Raw genomic sequence first — 21,718 nt, forward strand, 5'->3', positions numbered from 1 at the left:
ACTCGAAGCCACGCTCAAGCTCGATGCCAAGCATGCCGAAGCGCAGACCGCGCTCGCGCTTTACCACGGCGAGATCATCGGCAAGATCGGCGCATTGATCGGTGGCATGACCTACGGCGCCAAAGCCGCCGACGCGGAAAAACACATCGCCGCCGCACTCAAGCTGACGCCGGATTCGCCGATCGCGCATGTCGAACACGGCAACCTGCTGCTGCTCCTGCACGGCAGCAAGAAGGAAGACGCTGCTGCTGCCGCTTACGAAAAAGCGAGCAAGCTCAAGCCGAAAGACGCGATGGAAAAACTCGATGCCGAATACGCGAAGGCGCAGATCGAGTAATTCGCCGCGGGACCGGATGCCTCAGCGGCGGCTGTCGACGGCATCCATCATCCACGCCGAAGATTCTCCGGCGCCGCCTGCTCAGGCGGCGTGTTTCTTCACCCATGCCAGATACGCATCCACCCAGCCCTGCAGGAATGCCTTGCTGTTGGGTCCGATATTGCCGGCCTCGTCGAACAATCCTTCTTTGGCATGGATGAAGGCCTCCGGCGCCGTCAGCGTCGGCATGTCGAGGTAGGCAAGAATATTGCGCAGGTGCTGCTGCGCCAACGCAGTGCCGATGGCGCCGACCGAGGCGCCGATGATGCCCGCGGGCTTGCCGGCGAAAGCACTCTGGCCATAGGGCCGCGACGCGTGGTCGATCGCATTCTTGAGCACGCCCGGAATCGAACGGTTGTATTCCGGGGTGACGAACATCACGCCATCAGCGGCACGAATTTCCGATTTCAGCCGCTGCACCGACGCCGCCTGCTGGCCGTCGTCGTCCTGGTTGTAAAGCGGGAGGTCGCCGATTTCCAACTGCTTGAACTCGGCTTCCGGCGGCGCCAGACGGGCGAGTGCGACGGCGAGCCGGCGATTGAACGACTCGCGACGCAAGCTGCCGACGATAACGGCGATGGTGATCCGGCTCATCTCGAAGTTCTCCAGTGGATTTTATTTGGCGTGCGATCAAGACAACCGAGGCGTCTCCAGATGCTACCCCTGCGCTCACGCGACGATGAGCGAAGATCCTCTGCCGGCAAGGATTCGTTTGGCGTGAATGCCGTGCGGCTGGTCGATATGCCGGATCCGCGCCGATCTTGCCCACTGGAAATCCGTCGGTATCCAGCGCGAATGCTGTGCTTGCGATATCCGTTAGGCACGGCGGCCGAATACCCAGTGCCGCGCGTGCAGGAAATCATCGTGAAAAACGGAAAAACGCGATCACCAAATCGCGCACCGTTGAAACGCAAACAGGCCGGGAAATTCCCGGCCTGTGCGATTTGAATCTGGTGGGCGGTACAGGGCTTGAACCTGTGACCCTTGCCGTGTGAAAGCAATGCTCTACCGCTGAGCTAACCGCCCGTTAGAGCGGCGCATGGTATGCGTTTTGCGCTGTTGAGGTCAAGCTGGGGCCGGTCTGGGCTAGACTTTCGGGCATGAACGAAAGCGTCCTTCTGCACAACCCCGGCTGCTCCAAATCCCGCGAGGCCTTGGCGCTGCTGCAGGCTCGCGGTATCGAGCCGCGCATCCTCGCCTATCTCGAATCGCCACCGGACGCGGCGCAGATCGATGCGCTGCTGGCGATGCTGGCGCTGGAGCCGCGCGAGCTGATGCGCCGCGATGAAAGCGACTATTCCGCCTTGGGCTTGGACAATCCGGCGCTGACGCGAACGGCGCTGATCGCGGCGATGGTCGCGCATCCGGCTCTGATCCAGCGTCCGGTTTTCATCCACCGTGGTCGCGCCGTGATCGGCCGGCCGCCGGAGCGCGTGTTCGAATTGCTTTGATCGCGCGCGTTGCCGTCGACGGCTTCAACCGATAAAAATTCCGCGGATCAATTGACCTTGCTGGTACGCAATGCGCGCACCTGCGCCGGCGGTGAAAACGCTTCCGGATCCGCGTCAGTCCAGAACGCCTGGAACGCCGGATGGTCAGGCAGCGTGCCGGTGAGCAATTCGCCAGGTTTCAGGAAACGATGCAACACCGCCAGCGAACGCACCTCGGTGGACGAGACGCGACGGATGATGTGTTCGGGGCCGATTTCGTCGGGATGCGTCAGGCCGGCAGCAGCAATCAATTCCTTCAGCGCCTTGAGCGTGTTTTCGTGGAATTGGCTGACGCGCGTCGCCTTGCTGACCGGATCGAGTCCTTTCTGCCGCAACGGATCCTGCGTCGCCACGCCGGTCGGGCAGCGATCGGTGTGGCAGGTCTGCGACTGGATGCAACCGAGCGCGAACATGTAGCCACGCGCGGCATTGCACCAGTCCGCGCCCAGCGCCAGCGTGCGCGTGATGTCGAACGCGGTGATCACCTTGCCGGCCGCACCGATGCGGATGTGTTCGCGCAGATTCAATCCGACGAGCGTGTTGTGCACCAGCAGCAGACCTTCGCGCAGCGGTGCGCCGACGTGATCGGTGAATTCCAGCGGCGCCGCGCCAGTGCCGCCTTCGCCGCCGTCGACGACGATGAAATCGGGAAGGATGCCGGTCTCCTGCATCGCCTTGGCAATCGCGAACCATTCCCAGGGATGGCCGATTGCCAGTTTGAATCCGGTCGGCTTGCCGCCGGACAGATGGCGCAGACGATCGACGAATTGCAGCAGGCCTTTCGGCGTGGAAAACGCCGAGTGCCGCGCCGGCGAAATGCAGTCGACACCGACCGGGACACCGCGCGCCGCGGCGATTTCCGGCGACACCTTCGCCCCCGGCAGCACGCCGCCATGACCAGGCTTGGCGCCTTGCGAGAGTTTCACCTCGATCATCTTCACCTGCGCGGTGCAGGCGTTGGCGACGAATTTATCCTCGCTGAAACTGCCGTCGTCGTTGCGGCAGCCGAAATAGCCCGAGCCGATTTCCCAGACCAGATCGCCACCCTTCTCGCGATGGTATTGCGAGATCGAACCTTCGCCAGTGTCGTGATAGAAGCCGCCGAGACGCGCGCCTTCGTTGAGCGCGCGGATCGCATTGGCCGAAAGCGCGCCGAAACTCATCGCCGAGATATTGAACACGCTGGCCGAATACGGCTGCGCCTGCTTCGCACCGATGGTGATGCGAAAATCGTGCGTGGTCGGCTCAGTCGGCGCGAGCGAATGATTGATCCATTCGTACTTGTCGCCGTAGACATCGAGCAAGGTGCCAAACGGGCGCTTGTCGAGCACGTTCTTCGCGCGCTGGTAAACGATGGCACGTTGCGCCCGCGAAAACGGCCGCTCGTCGTTGTCGGCTTCGATGAAGTACTGACGGATCTCCGGGCCGATGCCTTCAAGCACGTAACGGAAATGCGCCATCACCGGAAAATTCCGCCGCACCGCCTGCTTGTCCTGGATCAGGTCTGCGCAACCGAGCAGACTCAGGCCGCCGAAGAAAACCGCAGGCCACAGCCAAGTCGACGACCAGGCCAATCCGGCCAGCGACGCGATCGCAAGAATCACGCAGGCAGCGAACACCCAATAGCGCGAAGGCAGCATCGCCGGCTCCTCAGACAAGGTCGGCCAAGCATAGCGAGGCGGATGCGCGATGTGGTGCCCGGGGAGGGGGTCGAACCCTCATGGCCTTGCGGCCGGGGGATTTTAAGTCCCATGCGTCTACCAGTTTCGCCACCCGGGCGCGGCGTGCGCCATGTTGCCGCAATCATGTCGCCTGCGACAGGGCCAAAAAAAACCCCGCCGGAGCGGGGTTTCCATCTGGAGGCCGAGGTCGGAATTGAACCGGCGTACGCGGATTTGCAGTCCGCTGCATAACCACTCTGCCACCCGGCCAGATGACGAATCGGGAAACTAGATTAGCGCAGTCATCGCGCCGATCAACCCGTAAGAAAAACAAAACCCCGGCGAGCGGGGTTTTGTAGAACCTGGAGCGGGAAACGAGACTCGAACTCGCGACCCCGACCTTGGCAAGGTCGTGCTCTACCAACTGAGCTATTCCCGCAGGAGACGCGTATTTTTGGCGATCGACGCATTTCTGTCAACACCTCAATTGCTTTGAGCGCCAAAACCCCTGCCAATGCTGGCGCTCAGCCTTTGCGCATGGTCGGCCAGGCGGCCCGCATGTAGTCGAAACCCGACCACAACGTCAGCGCTGCGGCCATTCCCAGCAGCCATTCGCCGATCCAGAAAATCGGCAAACCCAGCAGGGGCTCGCGGAAAATCAGGCAGCTGATCGCCACCATCTGCACGATCGTTTTGATCTTACCCAAACCCGCGACCTTCACCAGACCATGCGCGCCCATCTGCGCCATCCATTCGCGCAGCGCGGAAATGGTGATCTCGCGGCCGACAATCACCGCACCCAGCAAGGCGATCGGCACGGTGTGATGCCATTGCACGACCAGGAACAGCGCGATCGTCACCGCCAGCTTGTCGGCGACCGGATCGAGAAAAGCACCGAACGCCGAATACATGTCGTAACGCCGCGCCACCCAGCCATCGAGCCAATCGGTGAGCGCACCGAGCACGAACACCGCCGTCGCGATGACGTTGCTCCACGGGTGATTCCAGTAGAAAACCAGCACCAGTACCGGGATCAGCACGATCCGGAACAGGGTCAGCAAGGTGGGGATGGTCAGGGTCACTCAAACATCCTGTGCGGGGGCATCAAGGCCATGCAGTGAAGCATATATGCGCTCGGCGAGGGCGTGATTGATGCCGTCGACGCGCGCGATCTCCTCCGCACCCGCAGCCTTCAACCCCGACAGCCCGCCGAAGTGCTTGAGCAGACTGGCACGCCGGCGCGGACCGATGCCGGCGATGTCTTCGAGGCGGCTGGTTTCGCGGGTTTTCTGCCGACGCCCACGATGGCCGGTAATTGCGAAACGATGGGCTTCGTCGCGCACCTGCTGGATCAGTTGCAGGCCGGGCGACTCCACGCCGGGGCGGATTTCGCGACCATCCGGAAACACCAGCGCCTCGTGCCCTGCCCGGCGTTCCTCGCCCTTGGCCACGCCAACCATCGCCAGGCCGCTGATGCCGAGTTCGACCAGCACTGCCGCCGCCTGCGCAAGCTGCCCGGCACCGCCGTCGATCAAAAGCAGATCGGGCATTACGCCCTCTTCGATCGCGCGCTTGAAGCGTCGCTCCAGCGCCTGATGCATCGCCGCATAGTCGTCGCCCGGCGTGATGCCGGCGATGTTGAAGCGGCGGTATTGCCCGCGCACCGGGCCTTCGGCATCGAACACCACGCACGACGCGACCGTCGCTTCACCCATCGTGTGACTGATGTCGAAACATTCGATGCGCTGCGGCGGCGCCGGCAATTGCACCAGTTGCTGCAACGACTCCAGGCGCAGGCGCTGGCTCGCGCTGCTGCTTTGTTCGGCGGTGAGCGCGAGCACGGCGTTGCTGCCGGCCATTTCCAGGTAGCGTGCGCGTTCGCCGCGCACGCTGGTCTTGATCTCGACGCGCCGTCGCGCCTGCTCGCTGAACACTTTCTCGAACAGTTCGAGATCGGCGACCGCGTGGCTGAGCACGATCTCGCGCGGCGGGCGTTTTTCCAGGTAGTACTGGCTGACGAACGCCGCCAGCACTTCCTCGGGCGTGTCGGCACCGTTGAGCTTGGGAAAGAACGCGCGCGTACCCAGGCTCATGCTGTCGCGGAACGACAACAGCATGACGCAGGCCGTGCCCTGGTTGAGCACACAGGCGAGCACGTCCATCTCCACCTGCTCGCCCTCCACATATTGTTTGGCTTGGGTGCGACGAATGCCGGCGACGGTATCGCGCAGTTGCGCCGCCTGCTCGAATTCCAGGCGCGCACTGGCGGCATCCATCGCCTGGGTGAGTTCGCCGACGAGTTCGTTGCTGCGGCCATCGAGGAACATAGCGGCGCGGCGCACGCTGGCATCGTAGTCGCGCGGCGCGATCAAGCCGACGCAGGGCGCCGTACAGCGACCGATCTGGTGTTGCAGGCAGGGCCGGCTGCGATTGCGGAACACGCTGTCTTCGCAGGTGCGCAGCTTGAAGATTTTCTGCATCAGGTCGAGGGTTTCGCGCAGCGATCCGGCGCTGGTGAACGGTCCGAAATAGCGGCCGGCAATTGCCCGCGGTCCGCGATGGAAGGCGATGCGCGGCCAGGTTTCCTCGGTCAGCAGGATGTACGGGTAACTCTTGTCGTCACGAAGCAGCACGTTGTAGCGCGGTCGCAGCGACTTGATCAGCTGGTTTTCCAGGATCAGCGCCTCGGCCTCGGTGCGCGTGACCGTGACCTCCATGCGCGCGATCTGCGCGACCATCAGCGCGATGCGCCGCGACGGCAGATCGGCGCGGAAATAACTGGCGACGCGCTTCTTCAGCGACGAGGCCTTGCCGACATAAAGCACGCTTTCGTCGGCGGCGAACATGCGGTACACGCCCGGCGCCGTGGTCAGGTCGCGGACGAATTCCTTGCCGTCGAAGGCAGAGGTTGGCTGGGGTTCGGGCATGCCGGGATTATCGCCGCGCACGCCGCGCAATCACTCCGCCACGCGGATATGCGTCAGCAATCCGGTGAGCAGATCGTGGCGCAGCACTTCATGCGTGGCGGCGTCGGCGATCCACAGCGAGTTCTGCGCCATCGCCAGTGCCACCGGCTGGGAAATCGGCTGCGGCAACGCATGGCTGCTCATCTCGCCGCCGCCGAGGCGCAGCTTGCGCAGGCAGCCGTTGTAGGTATCGGCGACCCAGAGCACCGGCGAATTCGGGTCCAGCGCCAAGGCCTGCGGAAATTGCAGGCGCGCCTCGCGACGCTGGCCGTCCTGTTCGCCGAATTCATAAAGCCCCTGCCCGACCAATGTCTGCACCGCACTTTGCTGCAACTGGATGGTGCGCACCGCCGAACTCGCGGCATCGGCGACGTACAAGGTCTGCTGTACCAGCGCCAGACTGACCGGTTGCGCAAACAAGGCATTGCGCCCGGGCCCGTCGGCGATGCCGAGCTCGCCGGTACCGGCGACGAAACGCAGGCGGGAACCACCGAGGTCGAATTCCCAGATCTGGTTGCAGCCGGTCATCGCGATGTAGAGGCGATCGTTGGAAGCGACGACATCGCTGGGCTGGTTGAGCAGGCATTCCGAGGGCGCGGTGATGCCGCCTTCGCGCGGCACGCCCGGCCGACCGTTGCCGATCAGCGTATGCACCTGGCCATCGATCAGATGAATGCGACGCAGGGCGTGGTTGCCGGTGTCGGCGACGTAAAGATAATCGCGCAGGATGCACATGCCGCGCGGATTGCGGAACGCAGCCTCACCGGGCGGGCCATCGACCAGGTCGGCATGGCCATTGCCGAACTCGCGCAGCACACGGCCCTCGTGCGTGCATTCGAGGATGCGGTGGTGGCCGCTGTCGGCGACGTACAAATGGTTTTCGGTTGCAACCAGTCCGGACGGGAAGAGCAGCGGCGAGATCGCCTCGTTGCCGCTCAAGCGCAGATTCGGCGCGGGCATGGTGCTGGCCCCGAACTCCTCGATCATGTTGGCGATCGCCGCGTCCAGTGCTGGGCCCTGGTCGTCGCCAGAAAAAATTTCGCGCAGCATTCCGGAAGGATCGATCAGCGCCACCGACGGCCAGCTGACGATGCCGTAATGCTGCCAGGCCACCCAGCTGCGATCGTTGGCGACCGGGAAATTCACCCCGATGCGATTGAGTGCCTTGTGCACGGTGCGGCCATCGATCTCGGCGTCGAACTTGGGCTGATGGATGCCCAGCACCGCCAGGCCGACCGGGTGTCGCAGCTTGAGTCGCAGGATTTCGTCGATCAGGTTCTGGCTGTACGCCGAACTCGCATTCCAGAACACCAGCGCCAGCACCCGGCCGCGTTGCGCGGAAATCGTCTGGGCATCGGCGTTGAGCCAGTTCAGCGATTCATGCAGGGCAGGTGCGGGCGTGGCAGTGGTCATGGCGGAACCTGGTCACTCGCGGAAGGGCATTATGGCGCCGGGATCGCAGTCTGTGGGCAATGGTGCCGCGGTCATGCTCGATCTGTCGACTTCGCCGCCGCTGATTGCAGCCGGCTTTCGGCCCGGGCCAAGTCGGCTTCCGTATCGACACCCGGTGGGAACGCCACCGGCGTGATGCCGACCGCAATGCGATAGCCGGCTTCCAGAACCCGCAATTGTTCCAGCGCTTCCAGCGCCTCCAGCTCGCCGGTCGGCAAGCCTGCGAACACCGGCAGGAAACCGGCGCGATAGGCATAGATGCCGATATGCCGCAGCGCGCCGGGTGCGGGTGCGCTGATGCGATCGCGCGCGAAGCGGTCGCGCTGCCAGGGCATCGGCGCGCGGCTGAAATACAGCGCGAGGCCGCGTGCGTCGCGCACCACTTTCACTGCGTTCGCATCGAACAGGGTTTCGCTGTCCGTGATCGGCGTGGCCAGCGTCGCCATTTCCGTGCCGGCGGCCGCGAGCACCTCGGCGACCGCGCGGATGCCTTCCGCTGGCGCGAAGGGTTCGTCGCCCTGCAGATTCACCACGATCTGGTCGTCGCGCCAGCGCAGCTGCGCGGCGCATTCGGCGAGGCGATCGGTGCCCGAGGGATGATCGGCGCGGGTCATGCAGACCGTCACTGGATACGCCTTCACTGCTTCGGCGATGCGCTCGTCATCGGTGGCAACGACGACGTGACTCGCGCCGGCAGCGAGCGCACGACGCGCCACGTGCACGATCATCGGCTCGCCGGCGATCAACCGCAAAGGTTTACCCGGAAGACGCGAGGCGCCGTAACGCGCGGGAATGGCGACGATGAAACCGGATTCGCTCATGGCGTGATCGCTTTTATTTTTTCGGCCAGGGTGTCGTGAAATTCATCGGCCAGTTGCGCCGCAACGGGAACGTACCAGGCGTTGAGCAGGCCGAGATCGCGGCATTTCACCGCGTCCTTCTCCGTCATCAGGATGACGCCGGTCATGCCGGCGAAATCCTCGACGCGGTAGGCATGATGATCGGGAAACGGGTGTTCGACCACTTCCAGCCCCAGCTGCCGCAAGGCGGCAAAGAATCGCCCGGGATTGCCGATGCCGGCGAGCGCATGCACCGGCGCGCCGATGAATCCGGCCAGTGCCTGTTGCTGATCGCGCGATGCCAGCGCGACCGCTGCGTCAAGTTGCAGGATCATCGGCCACTCCCCCGACGCCGCAGTGCCACCGTTGATCACGCGAAAGCCGGTGTCGCGCGGTGCTTCGCGCAGCGGACCGGCGGGAATCAGCAGACCATTGCCATAACGACGCTCGCCGTCCAGCACTTCGATCTCGATGTCGCGGGCGAGACGGCGATGCTGCAGGCCGTCGTCGGCGAGAATGACATCGCAACCGGCGGCGAGCGCGCGCTGTGCCGCGGCGACACGATCGCGATCGACGAACACCGGCAGGCGCGTTCGTTCGAAAATGAGTTTCGGCTCGTCGCCGCAGAGCGCCGGCGAGGTATCGGGATCGACCTGCACCGGCACCTGCGAGGCACGACCGTAGCCGCGGCTGACGATTCCCGGCTTGAATCCCCGCGCCTGCAGACGCAGTGCCAGCGCGATGATCAGCGGTGTCTTGCCGGTGCCGCCGGCGGTGAAATTTCCGATCACGATCACCGGCGCAGCGATGCGATGACTGCGCAGTACGCCCGCCGAATACAGCGCGGCACGCAGCATGATGATCAGACGCTGGATACCCGCAAGAAAGCGTAGCCCGAACCCCGGCGCCTGCCCGCCATACCAGCGCTGCAGCAGCCAGCGTTCGAGCGCCGGCTTCATTCGGTTTCCGTCTCGCGAAACTGCATGCGGTGCAGATACGAATACAGCCCGCCCTGGGCGAGCAACTGCGCGTGCGTGCCCTGCTCCACCAGCCGGCCCTGGTCCAGCACCAGCACCTGATCGGCATGTTCGATCGTCGACAGGCGATGCGCGATCACCAGCGTCGTGCGATCGGGAATCAGGCGATCGAGCGCGTCCTGCACGAGGCGTTCGGACTCGTTGTCGAGCGCGGCCGTGGCTTCGTCGAGAATCAGGATCGGCGCGTCCTTGAGGATGGCGCGGGCGATCGCGATGCGCTGGCGCTGGCCGCCGGACAACAACCCGCCATTCTCGCCGATGCGGGTATCGAGGCCCTGCGGCAGGCGATCGATGAATTCGCTGGCGTTGGCGGCATCGGCCGCGCGCCGGATCGCGGCGTGATCGATGCCTTCCTGGCCATAGGCGATGTTGGCGGCGACGGTATCGTCGAACAGCATCACGCGCTGCCCGACCAGGCCGATCTGACTGCGCAGATCGCTGAGTTTGTAGTCCGTCAGCGGCCGGCCATCGAGCAGCACCTCGCCCGAGGTCGGCTCGTAGAAGCGTGGCAGCAGGCGGATCAAGGTCGACTTGCCGCCGCCGGAACGGCCGACGATCGCCGTCACCGTACCGGGCCGCGCTGTGAAAGAGATCTTGTCGATCGCCGAGGCCGACTGCCCGTCGTAGCGCAGGCTCACGTTGCGGAATTCGACATCGCCGCGCGCGCGCGGCAATGCCGTCTGGCCAAGATCGGACTCGCCGGGCTCATCGAGCATGCGGAACAGGCGATCGGCCGAATGCAGGCCACGCTGCAACGGACTTTGCACATTGGTGATGCGCTTGAGCGAAGGCAGCACCGCCATCATCGCAGTCATGATCACCACGAAATCACCGGCGGTCATGCGCCCGGCAGTCGCTTCGATGCCGGCCATGAACAGGATCAGCGCCAGCGCCGCGGCGCCAAGCAACTGCACGACCGACGATGCAGCGCCGCGCGTGGTCTCGATCTTCATCGCCAGGTTGACGTTGCTCTTGCTCAGCATGGCGAAGCGCTCGAGCTCGGAGGCCTGCGCGCCGTAGATTTTCACTTCCTGGTGCGCCGACAACGTTTCCAGCGTCGCCTGCCCGACCCGCGCGACCGTCTGCTGGATGCCCTGGTTGATGCGGCGGTAACGCTTGCTGACGTAAGACGAGATCAGCGCGATGCCCGGCGCGACCAGCAGCATCGCGACCGTCACCTTCCAGCTGCAAACGAACATGGTCACGGTCATCACGACGATGGTCAGACTGTCGGTGATCAGGATCTTCAGCGCTTCGGTGACTGCACCGGCGACCTGGCCGGTGTCGTATCCCAGTCGCGCCAACAACGCCGGCACCGACTCGGCGTCGTAGCGGGCGCTGGGCAGATGCAGGAACTTGTCGAACAGCACCAGCTGCAGATTGCGCACCAGACCGTTGCCGGTGCGCGCCATGCAGTAGTCGGAAGTAAACGTGGCGATGCCGCGCACGAGAAACAGGCCGAGGATGACCAGCGGCAGCGTCGCCAGACCGGTGGCGCCTTTTTCCACGAAAGTCTTGTCGACGATGGGCTTCATCAGATTGATGAAGTAACCGCCCGCCATCGCCTCCAGCGTCATGCCCAACGCAGCAAGCGCCAGCAGACCCCAGAATGGTTTGGCGAACAGCAGCAGGCGCTGATAGGCCCGCAGATAACTGGTCGTTTCCGGTTTGTCGTTCATCGGTTCTTTGTTTCGGGCGTGGTCGCGATCTTGAGCTTGGTGAAACCAAGCTGGCCGAGTGCGTCCATCGCGGTCACCACCGACTGGTGGGCGGTACGCCCGTCGGCACGCAGGATCACCGCTTGGCTGCGGTCATCGCCAGCGACACGGGCAATCGCCTCTTTAAGGCTGACCACGTCGGTTTTCAATACCTCGTTGTTGCCGACGAAGTACTTGCCTTCGGCATCGATCAACACCACCAGTGATTCGGCGGAGTCCACCTGCGCCTGCGAACGCGACTGCGGCAACTCCAGCTTCAGCATCGAGCGCTGGTTGAAAGTGGTGGTGACCACGAGAAAAAGGATCAGGCAGAACAGCACGTCGATCAGCGAGATGAGATTGATCTCCGGATCCACGTCCATGTTGCCCTTTCCGAGTTTCATGCCTCACCCCGCTTGCCACGCGGCGCCGGCTTGGCGTTCGGGATCACGCCTTCGTCGATCGCATCCATCAGGCCCATCGCCTGCTTTTCCATGTCGACGACGTACTCGGCGATGCGGCCGCGGAAATAGCGATAGAACATCACCGAGGGAATCGCCACGCACAGGCCGGCAGCCGTGCTGACCAGCGCCTGGCCGATGCCGCCGGCGAGCTTGTTGGCATCGCCGACGCCCGCGCTGAGGATGCCCATGAACATCTGGATCATGCCGAACACGGTGCCGAGCAATCCAATCAGCGGCGACACGCTGGCGATGGTGCCCAGCGTGTTCATGAAGCGCTCCATCTCGTGGACCACATGCCGGCCGACGTCCTCGACGCGTTCCTTGATCATTTCACGCGGGCGGTAACGCATGTCCAGTGCCGCCGCGAGCAATTCGCCGAGCGGCGAATTACGCCGCAGCACCTCGATGTGCTTGGGATCGAGTTGATGGCTGCGCGCCCATTCGCGGACTTCCTCGCCCAGGCCAGGCGGCAGAACTTCCTTGCGCCGCAGACTCCAGAAGCGTTCCAGGATGATGGCCATCGCCAGCACAGCCAGGAGCAGGATCGGCAACATCACCCAGCCGCCGGCTTTGATCAATTCCAGCACGCGTTCACCTCTCTGAATCGGGACTGCCGATAGCATAGCCTGAGCTGGCGCCGGACCGCTCCCGCCAGTAGCGCGGACGGTCGCTGCGCCGCGCTTCCTGCAGCCGAACGCCCTGACCGTCGAGCCGGAACACGAGACCGCCGCTACTCTGGGTATCGATCACGCCGGCCCCGCTCCGCCGGTAGCGCGCGACGATGTCGGCACGCGGCAGACCGAAACGATTGCCGACGCCAGTACTGAACACCGCCCAGCGCGGGTGCACCGCTGCAACGAACGCCTCGCTCGACGAACTATCGCTGCCGTGGTGCGGCACCAGCAGCAGATCGGCCGGAAGATTCGCGACCTGTTCGTGCAGCAGCCGCGTTTCGACATGGCGACCGATGTCGCCGGGAATCAGTGCGATGCCCCGCGCCGTCTGGATGCGCAGCACGCAGGAGCTGTCGTTGTCGAGATACGGAAACAGCGGCGGCGGATGCAGGATGCGGAACGCGACACCATTCCAGTGCCAGGATTGCGAACGCTGGCACCAGTGCATGCCGGGCTTCGCCCAACCTTCCGGCGCGAGCACGCGCACATCCGGATACGCGCGGCGCACTGCCTCGGCGCCGCCAGAGTGATCGTTGTCGCCATGGCTGATCAACATCATGTCGAGGTGATTCACACCCAGCGCATGCAACGTCGGCAACACCGCGGCCTCGCCCATGTCCAGACCGCGCGCACTGGCCGGGCCAGCGTCGAACAGCAGCGCGTGGTCGCGGGTCTGCACAAGCACCGAAAGGCCCTGCCCGACATCGATCACCGATATCCGCGCCTCGCCCTGTCGTGGTAAATCCAGATTCGGCATCAGTAGCGGCAGGAACAGCAATAGCGCCAGCACCTTGCCCGGCGCAGCGCGCGGCAACAACAACCAGAATGCGCCGATGCAGGCAAGCACAAGCGCCGTGAACGAAGGCTCCGGCAGCCAGATCGTCGCGCTGGGCCAATGCGCAATTTTTTCCAGACACCACCACAGCGCATCCATCACCCATGCCGACAGCTGCCAAAGGCAATCGCCCAGACTCGTGGAAACCAGCGAGGCGAGAGATCCGAGCAGGGCCAATGGCACGATCACCAGACTGATCGTCGGAATGCCGATCAGGTTGGCCAAGGGTCCGGGCAAGGATGCCTGCCCGAAAAACCAGACTGTCAGCGGCAACAGACCGAGTACCGCGACGCCCTGCGATTCGAGGAAGGGCCTGATCGTTCCGGCCACGCGCTCATGCGGCAGACACCAGAGCAACCACGCGACGCCGACAAAGCTCAACCAGAACCCCGGTGCGAGCACCGAGAGCGGATCGAAAGCGAGCACGGCGATCAACGCGAGCGCGAAGGCATCGGCACCCGACTGCGGGCGGCGCAGCAACTTCGCCAGCAACACGACAGCGATCATCAGCATCGTGCGCACTGTCGGCAGCGCAAAACCGGCGATGGCGGTATAGCCGAAAGCGAAAACCAGCGCGCCGATCGCGGTGGCCTGCGGTCGCGGCAGGCGTCTGCCCAAGCCGGGCAGCAGGCGATACAAACCGGCGATCAGCAAGGCACCGAAACCCGCGACCATGCCCACATGAAATCCGGAAATCGCGATCTGGTGCGTCAACCCAGTTGCACGCAGGACCTCCCAATCCGTATCGGTCAGCGCGCGGGTATCGCCGATCGCCAATGCCTGCACGAAACGACCGCGGCCCGCCGGCAGTGCCCGGCTGATCTGGTTCGAAAGGTGATCGCGCCAGGCATCGACACCGCGGCCAGCAGCGAGACGGCGCGCAGAAAATGCGTCGCGCACATAGCCCGTGGCCGCGAGTCGCTGCGCGAGCGCGCTCTTCTCGAAATCATAGCCACCGGGATTGAGCACGCCCTGCGGTCGGCGCAGGCGCACCGTCAGACGCCAGCGACTGCCCGGAGCGATCTCGGGCGCCGGCCCATACCAGCCCAGGCGGACTTTCTCGCCGATGGGCGCGCCGACAGCGCCAGCGTCGATCATGAAATCGAAACGCAACGAACCCGGCTCGTGTTGCGGCAAGCCCACCACGCGGCCATCGACGACTAGATCCGCACGCTCGACGGCGGCAGGTAACCGCTGCTGCATCACCCACTGCCCGACCAGGCAGGCCCAGGCGATTCCGAACAGGAAGGCACCGATCAAACGCAGACCGGTGTCGCGCCACCAGAGCAGCAGTGATATCACCGATGCGATCAGCGCCAGCCAAAGCGGCGGCAACCACGGAAAACACTGAACCACGCTCACGCCTGCCAGCAGCACCGCTGCCACCGCCAATCCCAGAGGCGGTGGCGGCAGGCGGACTGGCATGCGGACTCAGACCTCGGGCGACAACGGTTGCAGACGCCCCTGGGTCAACTCCAGCGTGCGGTCGAGCTTGCGCGCCAGGCGGCGGTCGTGGGTGACCAGCACCAGCGCCGTGCCGACTTCGCGATTGAGTTCGACCATGAGTTCGAACACGCCCGCGGCGGTCTTCTCGTCGAGATTGCCGGTGGGCTCGTCGCCAAGCACGCAGGCCGGACGCGTGACCAGCGCACGCGCGACTGCGGCGCGCTGGCGTTCGCCACCTGACAATTCACCCGGCTTGTGGCCGACGCGATGCGAAAGCCCGACGCGATCAAGCAAGGCTGCCGCTTTCGGACGCGCGTTCGCCACCGATTCGCCGACGATCAGCAGCGGCATCATCACGTTTTCCAACGCGGTGAATTCCGGCAGCAGATGATGGAATTGATAGACGAAACCGAGCGCGCGATTACGCAGCAGCCCGCGCTCGGCATTGTTGAGTTTCGACATCGCCTGACCATCGACGAAGACCTCGCCCGAGGTCACCGCATCGAGACCGCCGAGCAGGTGCAGCAAAGTGCTCTTGCCGGCACCCGAAGCACCGACGATGGCGACGGTCTCGCCAGGCTGCACGGCCAGTTGCAGGCCTTCGAACACCGGCGTGACGAGGTCGCCTTCGCGATAGGTCTTGCCTAGGTTCTGGCAGCGGATCACCGGTTCCATCGCGGCGTTGTTGTTGGCAGGCTTATTCATGGCGCAACGCCTCCGCCGGATCGGTACGCGACGCGCGCCAGGCCGGATACAGGGTCGCGAGCAGGCACAAACCGAATGCAAGGCTGGCGATCATCAGCAGATCGAGCGGCTCAATCACCGGCGCGGGAAAACTGATGTAGTAGACGTCGGCCGGCATCAACTCGCTGCCGGTGATGCTTTCGACCAGATGCACCACGTGCACGAGGTTGTACGACAGGAGCACGCCACCAACGATGCCGATGACGATGCCGGCGACACCAATCACCATGCCCTGCACGATGAAGACGCGCATCACCCCGCCCGGCGTGAGCCCGATCGTGCGCAGGATGGCGATGTCGGCCTGCTTGTCCTGCACCAGCATCACCAGCGAGGAGACCAGGTTGAAGGCGGCGATCGCGACCAGCAGCGACAGCAGGATGAACATCATCGTTTTTTCCATCTTCAGCGCGCGGAAGAAGTTCTCGTGGTCGCGGGTCCAGTCGCGCACACGATAAAGCCCCTGCATCTGACGAGTGAGATCGACCGCCACCGGCCAGGCATTCCACAAGTCGGTGAGTTTCAGGCGCACTCCGGTGACGCCATCGCCAATGCGGGTGAGTCGCTGCGCATCCTGCATGTGCACCAGCGCCATGCCCAGATCGAACTCCTGCGCGCCGGCTTCGAAAATCCCGACCACGGTGAAGCGACGCATCTTGGGCAGAACGCCGACCGGCGTGGTGTTGAGCTCGGGCACGAAGACGGTGACCTTGTCGCCGACGCCGACGCCCAGCCAGAGCGCGAGTTCCTTGCCGAGAATGATGTTGTAAGCACCCGGTTTGAGATCGCTCAGATGACCGTGCGTCATCTTCAGGGCCAGCTCGGAAACTTTCGGCTCCTCGTCGGGCAGCACACCGCGGATCACCGCACCTTGCACGCGACCGGCCTGGATCATCGCCTCGCGCTCGACGTAAGGCGCGGCGCCGAGCACGCGCGGATCCTTCTTCGCGATGTCGATAGCCTGCTGCCAGTTCTGCAACGGGCCATCGATGCCTTCGATGGTGGCGTGCGCGACCATGCCGAGGATGCGCGAGCGCAGTTCTTCCTGGAACCCGGTCATCACCGACAACGTGGCGACCAGTGCTGCCACGCTCAGGGCCATGCCGAGGATCGAGGCCATCGAGAAGAAGGACAGGAAGCCACTACGACGCTTGGCGCGCAGGTAACGCAGACCGATGGCGAGTGACAGGGGTTGGAACATGGATATCCTTGTAGGGTCAGCCCGGCAAGGCCGCGGCGCGCAAGCTTGCCTGCGCTTGCCGGTCGGCGACAAGCCGAAGGTTACGTCGCGATGCTGCCGGCAGCGTATCCGGCCACCAGCGCAGGTGTCGGTGGCGGCCGTTGCCATCGCAACCGGTCAGGCTCCCCACGGGGCCGCGGAAGCGGATCGTGACGCCGTGCCAAGACTCCGCTCCGGCGCCGAAGTTCAGTAGCGCGACGTCATCGTCCGACCGGATCAGCACCGTGCCATCTGGCCGTTGCCACTCGCGCCGGAGCACAAACAAGCCATGGGCGATCGACATCAACGCGGTGAGGTACATCAACCAGGCGGGCAACGCGCTCAGCCAGATTGATACCAGCGCCAGCGCGATCATCAGGGACAGACCGGCACAGAAAAGTCGCGATCGGCGCCAATCAATGCGGCAGCTCAAGGATTCGTTCAACGAGGTCATGCAGGTCAGGCTCTCCTGGCCGTTCGCGGCCCATGCACCATCGCCAGAGCTTATCGTCCTCGCAATCGAGCAATCGTAGGAACACCTTTCTTTCGCTGTCCTCGGCGACCTGCCAGCGCTGATCGAGATAACGCAGCATCAACTGGTCGAGTTCGCGCATGCCGCGGCGGCAACGCCAGCGCAGGCGACGCAGCTCGACGTCTTCGTCCGCGCTCAACGCCACAGACCGAAGGCGATCACTGCCCACAGCAGCCACAGCACCACGCCACCCAGCAGATAAACCTGGAAGCGGTGCATGACGCGGTTGTAGGTGCACTGGATCAGGCTATGGATCCAGCGCAGCAGCACGAAGATCCAGGCCAGCGCTACGACCAGCGAACCGACCTGCCCGCTCGCATGCGCGACGAACAAGGCCAGGTAGAACAGCACCGGCAGTTCGAACAGGTTTTTGAAATTGTCCGAGGCGCGCGTGTCTTCGAAGATGGCGTCGCGTTGTGCGCTCTGCGCGACCGCTTGCGGGTGGATGCGACGGCGGCGCATCTCCGGAATGCGCACGATGAAGATGCGCACCCAAACGAAGCATGTCAGCAATGCCATCGCGACGGCGGGCCAGAACAAGTTGTTCGCCATCGCGAAAGGCTCCGGAAAAATCAGGCGCCGCGACGCTGCAGCATCAGCTTCTTGATCTCGCCGATCGCCTTCGCCGGATTCAGGCCTTTCGGGCAGGTGCGCGCGCAATTCATGATGGTGTGGCAGCGGTAGAGCTTGAACGGATCCTCGAGATCGTCGAGGCGCGCACCGGTGTCTTCATCGCGCGAGTCGATGATCCAGCGATACGCCTGCAACAGCACGGCGGGGCCAAGGTAGCGGTCGCCATTCCACCAGTAGCTCGGGCAACTGGTCGAGCAACACGCGCAGAGAATGCATTCGTACAAGCCGTCGAGTTTGGCGCGATCTTCCTTCGACTGCAGGCGTTCGGTCGCGGCTGGCGGCGCGCTCTGCGTGCGCAGCCAGGGCTTGATCGAGGCGTACTGCGCGTAGAAATGGCTCAGGTCGGGCACCAGGTCCTTGACCACCGGCATGTGCGGCAGCGGATAGATCGGCACGTCTTTGCCGGCGCACTCGTCGATGCCCTTGGTGCAAGCCAGTGTATTGGTGCCGTCGATGTTCATCGCGCAGCTGCCGCAGATCCCTTCGCGGCAGGAACGGCGGAAGGTCAACGTCGGATCGATTTCGTTCTTGATCTTGATCAGCGCGTCGAGAACCATCGGGCCGCAGGTATCGAGGTCGACGTCGTAGGTGTCGACGCGCGGGTTGCCGCCATCATCCGGATTCCAGCGGTAGATCTTGAAGGCGCGGGTCTTCTTCGCGCCGGCGGGCGCGGGGAAATGCTTGCCCTTGCCGACCTTGGAATTCTTGGGGAGAGTGAACTCGGCCATTTTTCTTCGCTTCTCGATTCTTTGCGGCGGGTCGCGATTGCCATCGCTCCTACGCCTCGGGTGTGATCGCGGCTTACGCCGCTCCTACGGGGAGCATCGGTCAGTACTTGCGTTCTTTGGGCGGGATGACGCTGACGTCGGTACTGAGCACATTCAAGTGAACCGGACGGTAGTCGAGCTTGGTATTGCCCTGCTCATCGACCCAGCACAGCGTGTGCTTCATCCATTCGACGTCGTCGCGCTTGCCGAAGTCCTCGCGGGCGTGGGCGCCGCGCGATTCCTTGCGGTTTTCCGCCGACACCATCGTCGCCACGGCCTGGCCCAGCAGATTCTGCAGTTCCAGGGTTTCGACGAGATCGGAATTCCAGATCATCGAACTGTCCGACACACGCACGTCTTCGAAGCTCTTGTGCGCCTCGCGGATTTTCGTCACACCCTGCTGCAAGGTCTCGCCGGTGCGGAACACCGCGGCGTCGTTCTGCATGATGTGCTGCATGTTGTCGCGGATCTGCGCAGTCGGCGTGCCGCCCTTGGCGAAACGCAGCTTGTCGAGATTGGCCAGCGACTTGTCACAGGCGCTCGCCGGCAGGCTCTTGTGCGCCTGGCCGGGCTTGATCGTCTCGGCGCAGCGGTTGGCAACGGCGCGGCCGAACACCACCAGGTCGAGCAACGAATTCGAGCCCAGACGATTGGCGCCGTGTACCGACACGCAGGCGGCTTCGCCGATCGAATACAGACCAGGCACGACCGTATTCGGGTTGCCGTCCTTCAGGGTCACGACTTCGCCGTGATAGTTGGTCTGCAGACCGCCCATGTTGTAGTGCACGGTCGGCAGCACCGGGATCGGCTGCTTGGTGACGTCGACGCCGGCGAAGATCTTCGCGGTTTCGGAAATGCCCGGCAATTTTTCGTGGATCACGGCGGGGTCGAGATGGGTCAGATCGAGGTGGATGTGATCCTTCTTCGGACCGACGCCGCGACCTTCGCGGATTTCGATGGTCATCGAGCGGCTGACCATGTCGCGCGGTGCGAGGTCTTTCACGCTGGGCGCGTAGCGCTCCATGAAACGCTCGCCGTTGGAGTTGCGCAGAATGCCGCCTTCGCCACGCACGCCCTCGGTGATCAGGCAGCCGGCGCCATAAATGCCGGTCGGGTGGAACTGCACGAATTCCATGTCCTGCAGCGGCAGACCAGCACGCAACGCCATGCCACCGCCATCGCCGGTGCAGGTGTGCGCCGAAGTCGCGGAAAAATACGCGCGGCCGTAACCGCCAGTGGCCAGCACCACGCCCTGCGCGCGGAACAGGTGCAGAGTGCCTTCGGCCATGTCGAGCGCGAGCACGCCGCGGCAGGCGCCTTCCTCGTCCATGATCAGGTCGAGGGCGAAGTATTCGATGAAGAATTTCGCGTCGTGCTTGAGCGACTGCTGATAGAGCGTGTGCAGGATCGCGTGGCCGGTGCGGTCGGCGGCAGCGCAGGTACGTTGCGCCGGCGGACCTTCGCCGTATTTCGTGGTCATGCCGCCGAAGGGACGCTGGTAGATCTTGCCGTCTTCGGTGCGCGAGAACGGTACGCCCTGGTGTTCGAGTTCGATGATCGCGGGGATCGCCTCGCGGCACATGTATTCGATCGCGTCCTGGTCGCCCAGCCAGTCCGAACCTTTCACGGTGTCGAAGAAGTGGTAGCGCCAATCGTCCTCGCCCATGTTGCCCAGCGCGGCGGAAATGCCGCCCTGCGCCGCGACGGTGTGCGAGCGCGTCGGGAAGACCTTGGTCAGGCAGGCGGTCTGCAGGCCCTTGGCAGCGAGGCCGAAGGTGGCACGCAGACCGGCGCCGCCGGCGCCGACGACGATCATGTCGTACTTGTGTTCGGTGATCTTGTATGCGGTCGTCATGTCGGACTCAGGCGAATTTCATTGGGCAGCGAACGCGATGCGGCCGATGGCGATGACCGCGGCGATCGTGGCGAAGGCATAAACGAGCTTGATGGCGATCTGCAGCGCGATCTCTAGCCAGCCGTGGATGTAATCCTCGACGACGACCTGCAGGCCGAGCCGGGCATGCCACATCATCGCGATCACGAAGCCCAACAGCAGCGTGGCGTTGAGCGGCTCGGCGATGGCGTTGCGGACCTGGAACTGATCGGCGCCGATCTGCGCCACCGCAAAATAGATGAACCAGGGCGACAGCAGCGCCAGCACGATGGCGGTAAGGCGCTGCATCCACCAATGCTGGACGCCGTCCTTGGCCGAGCCCAGGCCGCGGGCGGTGGCGAGCGGGTCGCGCAGATTCATGCCGCACCTCCCAGACCGAGAGCACAGACCCAGATAGCTGCCGTCACGAGGATCGTGAGGATCACCACGGCGTAACCACTCTTGTAGACCGTCGGAATCTCGAAACCCCAGCCCGCATCCCAGGCCAGATGCCGCAGGCCATTGAACAGGTGGTACATCAGGCAGGCAGTGAAGGCGAACAAGGCCGCCTTGCCCAACCAGGACGCCAGGAACCAGCGGAAGCATTCAAAGGCATCGGCAGTCCCCGCCACCGCCAGCAACCAGGCGGCGAAGCCAAGCGCGCCGACAGCGAGTGCGACGCCGGTGGCGCGATGCAGGATGGACAGGACGCTCGTGATCTGGGGCTTGTAAACCTGCCCGATCATGAAAGGAGAAAGAGGACGTTCGCGCGTCGGCATGGGCGTCTCTGGTGGGAAGCAGGAGGGGAGTATTGCGGTTGGAATGCGCTGCGGCGTCAGAAATCGATGCAGCGACCGTTCTTTTCCCAATCGCCGTAACGCGTCGGCTCGGGCCCATCCCTGCCCCCGTATTCCTTGGCAGGCAGCGCCTCGACCGGCTTGGTCGTCGCCTCTTGCTCATGGGGAGGCTCGGGAGAATCCGGGCTTTGGCCTATCATCGGTGGCGTGGAAACCATC

The 21,718-nt window shown here is 64.0% G+C and carries 23 protein-coding genes, 4 tRNA genes and 1 pseudogene; 3 read left to right on the forward strand and 25 right to left on the reverse strand.

Features of this window, described 5'->3' with window-relative positions:
* Positions 1-337 (forward strand): annotated as a pseudogene (locus VKM35_RS08850) (hypothetical protein); the annotation flags it as partial.
* Between the two features lie 81 nt (positions 338-418).
* On the opposite strand, the gene VKM35_RS08855 reads toward VKM35_RS08850, so the two are convergent.
* The gene (locus VKM35_RS08855) at positions 419-970 is read right to left on the reverse strand and encodes an NAD(P)H-dependent oxidoreductase (protein ID WP_324320519.1); all 552 of its coding nucleotides are present in this window, start codon (positions 968-970) and stop codon (positions 419-421) included.
* A gap of 60 nt (positions 971-1,030) precedes the next feature.
* Here VKM35_RS08855 and VKM35_RS08860 point away from each other — a divergent pair, with 60 nt between their 5' ends.
* Positions 1,031-1,324 carry a hypothetical protein gene (locus tag VKM35_RS08860; protein WP_324320521.1) on the forward strand — a complete coding sequence of 98 codons (294 nt, stop codon included), beginning with the start codon at positions 1,031-1,033 and terminating at the stop codon, positions 1,322-1,324.
* A 3-nt stretch (positions 1,325-1,327) separates the two neighbouring features.
* On the opposite strand, the gene VKM35_RS08865 is transcribed toward VKM35_RS08860, so the two are convergent.
* Positions 1,328-1,402: transfer RNA gene (locus tag VKM35_RS08865), tRNA-Val, on the reverse strand.
* Between the two features lie 74 nt (positions 1,403-1,476).
* Between VKM35_RS08865 and arsC the strand changes: the two genes are divergently transcribed.
* Complete coding sequence (gene arsC / locus VKM35_RS08870; RefSeq protein ID WP_324320523.1) at positions 1,477-1,827, forward strand: arsenate reductase (glutaredoxin); 351 nt, start codon at positions 1,477-1,479, stop codon at positions 1,825-1,827.
* Positions 1,828-1,874: 47 nt separating this feature from the next.
* Here the strand turns inward: arsC and VKM35_RS08875 are convergent, their stop codons facing one another.
* The 23 genes from VKM35_RS08875 to VKM35_RS08985 all read right to left on the reverse strand — a co-directional run bounded on the left by VKM35_RS08875 (position 1,875) and on the right by VKM35_RS08985 (position 21,717).
* On the reverse strand, positions 1,875-3,506 hold the full coding sequence (locus VKM35_RS08875) for an FMN-binding glutamate synthase family protein (RefSeq protein ID WP_324320525.1): 1,632 nt from the start codon (positions 3,504-3,506) through the stop codon (positions 1,875-1,877).
* Between the two features lie 52 nt (positions 3,507-3,558).
* Positions 3,559-3,645: transfer RNA gene (locus tag VKM35_RS08880), tRNA-Leu, on the reverse strand.
* Positions 3,646-3,723: 78 nt separating this feature from the next.
* A tRNA-Cys gene (locus VKM35_RS08885) sits at positions 3,724-3,797 on the reverse strand.
* Positions 3,798-3,890: 93 nt separating this feature from the next.
* Positions 3,891-3,966 (reverse strand) — tRNA-Gly (locus tag VKM35_RS08890).
* Between the two features lie 85 nt (positions 3,967-4,051).
* A complete protein-coding gene (pgsA, locus tag VKM35_RS08895; protein WP_324320527.1) occupies positions 4,052-4,609 on the reverse strand; it encodes a CDP-diacylglycerol--glycerol-3-phosphate 3-phosphatidyltransferase in 558 nt (185 codons plus the stop codon).
* Positions 4,610-6,454: an excinuclease ABC subunit UvrC gene (gene uvrC, locus VKM35_RS08900; protein WP_324320529.1), complete on the reverse strand. Its 1,845-nt coding sequence runs from the start codon at positions 6,452-6,454 to the stop codon at positions 4,610-4,612.
* 30 nt (positions 6,455-6,484) lie between these two features.
* Positions 6,485-7,906 (reverse strand): hypothetical protein, encoded by a 1,422-nt coding sequence (locus VKM35_RS08905; RefSeq protein WP_324320531.1) that lies wholly within the window; start codon positions 7,904-7,906, stop codon positions 6,485-6,487.
* A 71-nt stretch (positions 7,907-7,977) separates the two neighbouring features.
* Positions 7,978-8,766, reverse strand: coding sequence for a 3-deoxy-manno-octulosonate cytidylyltransferase (gene kdsB / locus VKM35_RS08910; RefSeq protein WP_324320534.1), 789 nt, complete (start codon positions 8,764-8,766; stop codon positions 7,978-7,980).
* Entirely contained in the window at positions 8,763-9,743 is a 981-nt protein-coding gene (gene lpxK, locus VKM35_RS08915) for a tetraacyldisaccharide 4'-kinase (RefSeq protein WP_324320536.1), read from the reverse strand. The genes kdsB and lpxK overlap by 4 nt, the downstream gene beginning before the upstream one ends.
* Entirely contained in the window at positions 9,740-11,500 is a 1,761-nt protein-coding gene (gene msbA, locus VKM35_RS08920; protein WP_324320538.1) for a lipid A export permease/ATP-binding protein MsbA, read from the reverse strand. Before msbA ends, lpxK begins: the two co-directional genes overlap by 4 nt.
* On the reverse strand, positions 11,497-11,922 hold the full coding sequence (locus tag VKM35_RS08925; protein WP_324320541.1) for a biopolymer transporter ExbD: 426 nt from the start codon (positions 11,920-11,922) through the stop codon (positions 11,497-11,499). Before VKM35_RS08925 ends, msbA begins: the two co-directional genes overlap by 4 nt.
* The gene (locus VKM35_RS08930; RefSeq protein ID WP_324320543.1) at positions 11,919-12,569 is read right to left on the reverse strand and encodes a MotA/TolQ/ExbB proton channel family protein; all 651 of its coding nucleotides are present in this window, start codon (positions 12,567-12,569) and stop codon (positions 11,919-11,921) included. The genes VKM35_RS08925 and VKM35_RS08930 overlap by 4 nt, the downstream gene beginning before the upstream one ends.
* A gap of 4 nt (positions 12,570-12,573) precedes the next feature.
* Positions 12,574-14,916, reverse strand: coding sequence for a DNA internalization-related competence protein ComEC/Rec2 (locus VKM35_RS08935; protein ID WP_324320545.1), 2,343 nt, complete (start codon positions 14,914-14,916; stop codon positions 12,574-12,576).
* Between the two features lie 6 nt (positions 14,917-14,922).
* On the reverse strand, positions 14,923-15,642 hold the full coding sequence (lolD, locus tag VKM35_RS08940) for a lipoprotein-releasing ABC transporter ATP-binding protein LolD (RefSeq protein ID WP_324320548.1): 720 nt from the start codon (positions 15,640-15,642) through the stop codon (positions 14,923-14,925).
* Positions 15,635-16,879, reverse strand: coding sequence for a lipoprotein-releasing ABC transporter permease subunit (locus VKM35_RS08945; RefSeq protein ID WP_324320550.1), 1,245 nt, complete (start codon positions 16,877-16,879; stop codon positions 15,635-15,637). The genes lolD and VKM35_RS08945 overlap by 8 nt, the downstream gene beginning before the upstream one ends.
* A 16-nt stretch (positions 16,880-16,895) precedes the next feature.
* Positions 16,896-17,351: a hypothetical protein gene (locus tag VKM35_RS08950; RefSeq protein ID WP_324320552.1), complete on the reverse strand. Its 456-nt coding sequence runs from the start codon at positions 17,349-17,351 to the stop codon at positions 16,896-16,898.
* A complete protein-coding gene (locus VKM35_RS08955; protein ID WP_324320579.1) occupies positions 17,314-17,511 on the reverse strand; it encodes a succinate dehydrogenase assembly factor 2 in 198 nt (65 codons plus the stop codon). The genes VKM35_RS08950 and VKM35_RS08955 overlap by 38 nt, the downstream gene beginning before the upstream one ends.
* Before the next feature lie 53 nt (positions 17,512-17,564).
* Positions 17,565-17,981, reverse strand: a complete 417-nt coding sequence (locus tag VKM35_RS08960) for an MAPEG family protein (protein ID WP_324320555.1) — start codon at positions 17,979-17,981, stop codon at positions 17,565-17,567.
* Positions 17,982-18,001: 20 nt separating this feature from the next.
* Positions 18,002-18,790, reverse strand: coding sequence for a succinate dehydrogenase iron-sulfur subunit (locus VKM35_RS08965; protein ID WP_324320557.1), 789 nt, complete (start codon positions 18,788-18,790; stop codon positions 18,002-18,004).
* Positions 18,791-18,890: 100 nt separating this feature from the next.
* The gene (sdhA, locus tag VKM35_RS08970) at positions 18,891-20,684 is read right to left on the reverse strand and encodes a succinate dehydrogenase flavoprotein subunit (RefSeq protein WP_324320559.1); all 1,794 of its coding nucleotides are present in this window, start codon (positions 20,682-20,684) and stop codon (positions 18,891-18,893) included.
* Positions 20,685-20,702: 18 nt separating this feature from the next.
* Positions 20,703-21,083: a succinate dehydrogenase, hydrophobic membrane anchor protein gene (sdhD, locus tag VKM35_RS08975; RefSeq protein ID WP_324320561.1), complete on the reverse strand. Its 381-nt coding sequence runs from the start codon at positions 21,081-21,083 to the stop codon at positions 20,703-20,705.
* The gene (sdhC, locus tag VKM35_RS08980) at positions 21,080-21,481 is read right to left on the reverse strand and encodes a succinate dehydrogenase, cytochrome b556 subunit (RefSeq protein WP_324320563.1); all 402 of its coding nucleotides are present in this window, start codon (positions 21,479-21,481) and stop codon (positions 21,080-21,082) included. The genes sdhD and sdhC overlap by 4 nt, the downstream gene beginning before the upstream one ends.
* Positions 21,482-21,537: 56 nt before the next feature.
* Positions 21,538-21,717: a DUF1674 domain-containing protein gene (locus tag VKM35_RS08985; RefSeq protein ID WP_324320565.1), complete on the reverse strand. Its 180-nt coding sequence runs from the start codon at positions 21,715-21,717 to the stop codon at positions 21,538-21,540.
* Between the last annotated feature and the right edge of the window lies 1 nt (position 21,718).

The organism is Arenimonas sp. (assembly GCF_035312645.1).
Classification (GTDB): Bacteria; Pseudomonadota; Gammaproteobacteria; order Xanthomonadales; family Xanthomonadaceae; genus Arenimonas.

Excerpts from the sequence above, each read along its gene's own strand:
- sdhD (WP_324320561.1), bottom strand. The coding sequence starts at position 21,083 with ATGAATCTGCGCGACCCGCTCGCCACCGCCCGCGGCCTGGGCTCGGCC.
- kdsB (WP_324320534.1), bottom strand. The coding sequence starts at position 8,766 with ATGAGCGAATCCGGTTTCATCGTCGCCATTCCCGCGCGTTACGGCGCC.
- sdhA (WP_324320559.1), bottom strand. The coding sequence starts at position 20,684 with ATGACGACCGCATACAAGATCACCGAACACAAGTACGACATGATCGTC.
- VKM35_RS08985 (WP_324320565.1), bottom strand. The coding sequence starts at position 21,717 with ATGGTTTCCACGCCACCGATGATAGGCCAAAGCCCGGATTCTCCCGAG.
- VKM35_RS08945 (WP_324320550.1), bottom strand. The coding sequence starts at position 16,879 with ATGTTCCAACCCCTGTCACTCGCCATCGGTCTGCGTTACCTGCGCGCC.
- VKM35_RS08875 (WP_324320525.1), bottom strand. The coding sequence starts at position 3,506 with ATGCTGCCTTCGCGCTATTGGGTGTTCGCTGCCTGCGTGATTCTTGCG.
- VKM35_RS08950 (WP_324320552.1), bottom strand. The coding sequence starts at position 17,351 with ATGACCTCGTTGAACGAATCCTTGAGCTGCCGCATTGATTGGCGCCGA.
- lolD (WP_324320548.1), bottom strand. The coding sequence starts at position 15,642 with ATGAATAAGCCTGCCAACAACAACGCCGCGATGGAACCGGTGATCCGC.
- VKM35_RS08925 (WP_324320541.1), bottom strand. The coding sequence starts at position 11,922 with ATGAAACTCGGAAAGGGCAACATGGACGTGGATCCGGAGATCAATCTC.
- VKM35_RS08965 (WP_324320557.1), bottom strand. The coding sequence starts at position 18,790 with ATGGCCGAGTTCACTCTCCCCAAGAATTCCAAGGTCGGCAAGGGCAAG.
- VKM35_RS08905 (WP_324320531.1), bottom strand. The coding sequence starts at position 7,906 with ATGACCACTGCCACGCCCGCACCTGCCCTGCATGAATCGCTGAACTGG.
- VKM35_RS08860 (WP_324320521.1), top strand. The coding sequence starts at position 1,031 with ATGCTACCCCTGCGCTCACGCGACGATGAGCGAAGATCCTCTGCCGGC.
- arsC (WP_324320523.1), top strand. The coding sequence starts at position 1,477 with ATGAACGAAAGCGTCCTTCTGCACAACCCCGGCTGCTCCAAATCCCGC.
- VKM35_RS08955 (WP_324320579.1), bottom strand. The coding sequence starts at position 17,511 with ATGCGCGAACTCGACCAGTTGATGCTGCGTTATCTCGATCAGCGCTGG.
- lpxK (WP_324320536.1), bottom strand. The coding sequence starts at position 9,743 with ATGAAGCCGGCGCTCGAACGCTGGCTGCTGCAGCGCTGGTATGGCGGG.
- VKM35_RS08960 (WP_324320555.1), bottom strand. The coding sequence starts at position 17,981 with ATGGCGAACAACTTGTTCTGGCCCGCCGTCGCGATGGCATTGCTGACA.
- sdhC (WP_324320563.1), bottom strand. The coding sequence starts at position 21,481 with ATGCCGACGCGCGAACGTCCTCTTTCTCCTTTCATGATCGGGCAGGTT.
- VKM35_RS08855 (WP_324320519.1), bottom strand. The coding sequence starts at position 970 with ATGAGCCGGATCACCATCGCCGTTATCGTCGGCAGCTTGCGTCGCGAG.
- VKM35_RS08935 (WP_324320545.1), bottom strand. The coding sequence starts at position 14,916 with ATGCCAGTCCGCCTGCCGCCACCGCCTCTGGGATTGGCGGTGGCAGCG.
- uvrC (WP_324320529.1), bottom strand. The coding sequence starts at position 6,454 with ATGCCCGAACCCCAGCCAACCTCTGCCTTCGACGGCAAGGAATTCGTC.
- msbA (WP_324320538.1), bottom strand. The coding sequence starts at position 11,500 with ATGAACGACAAACCGGAAACGACCAGTTATCTGCGGGCCTATCAGCGC.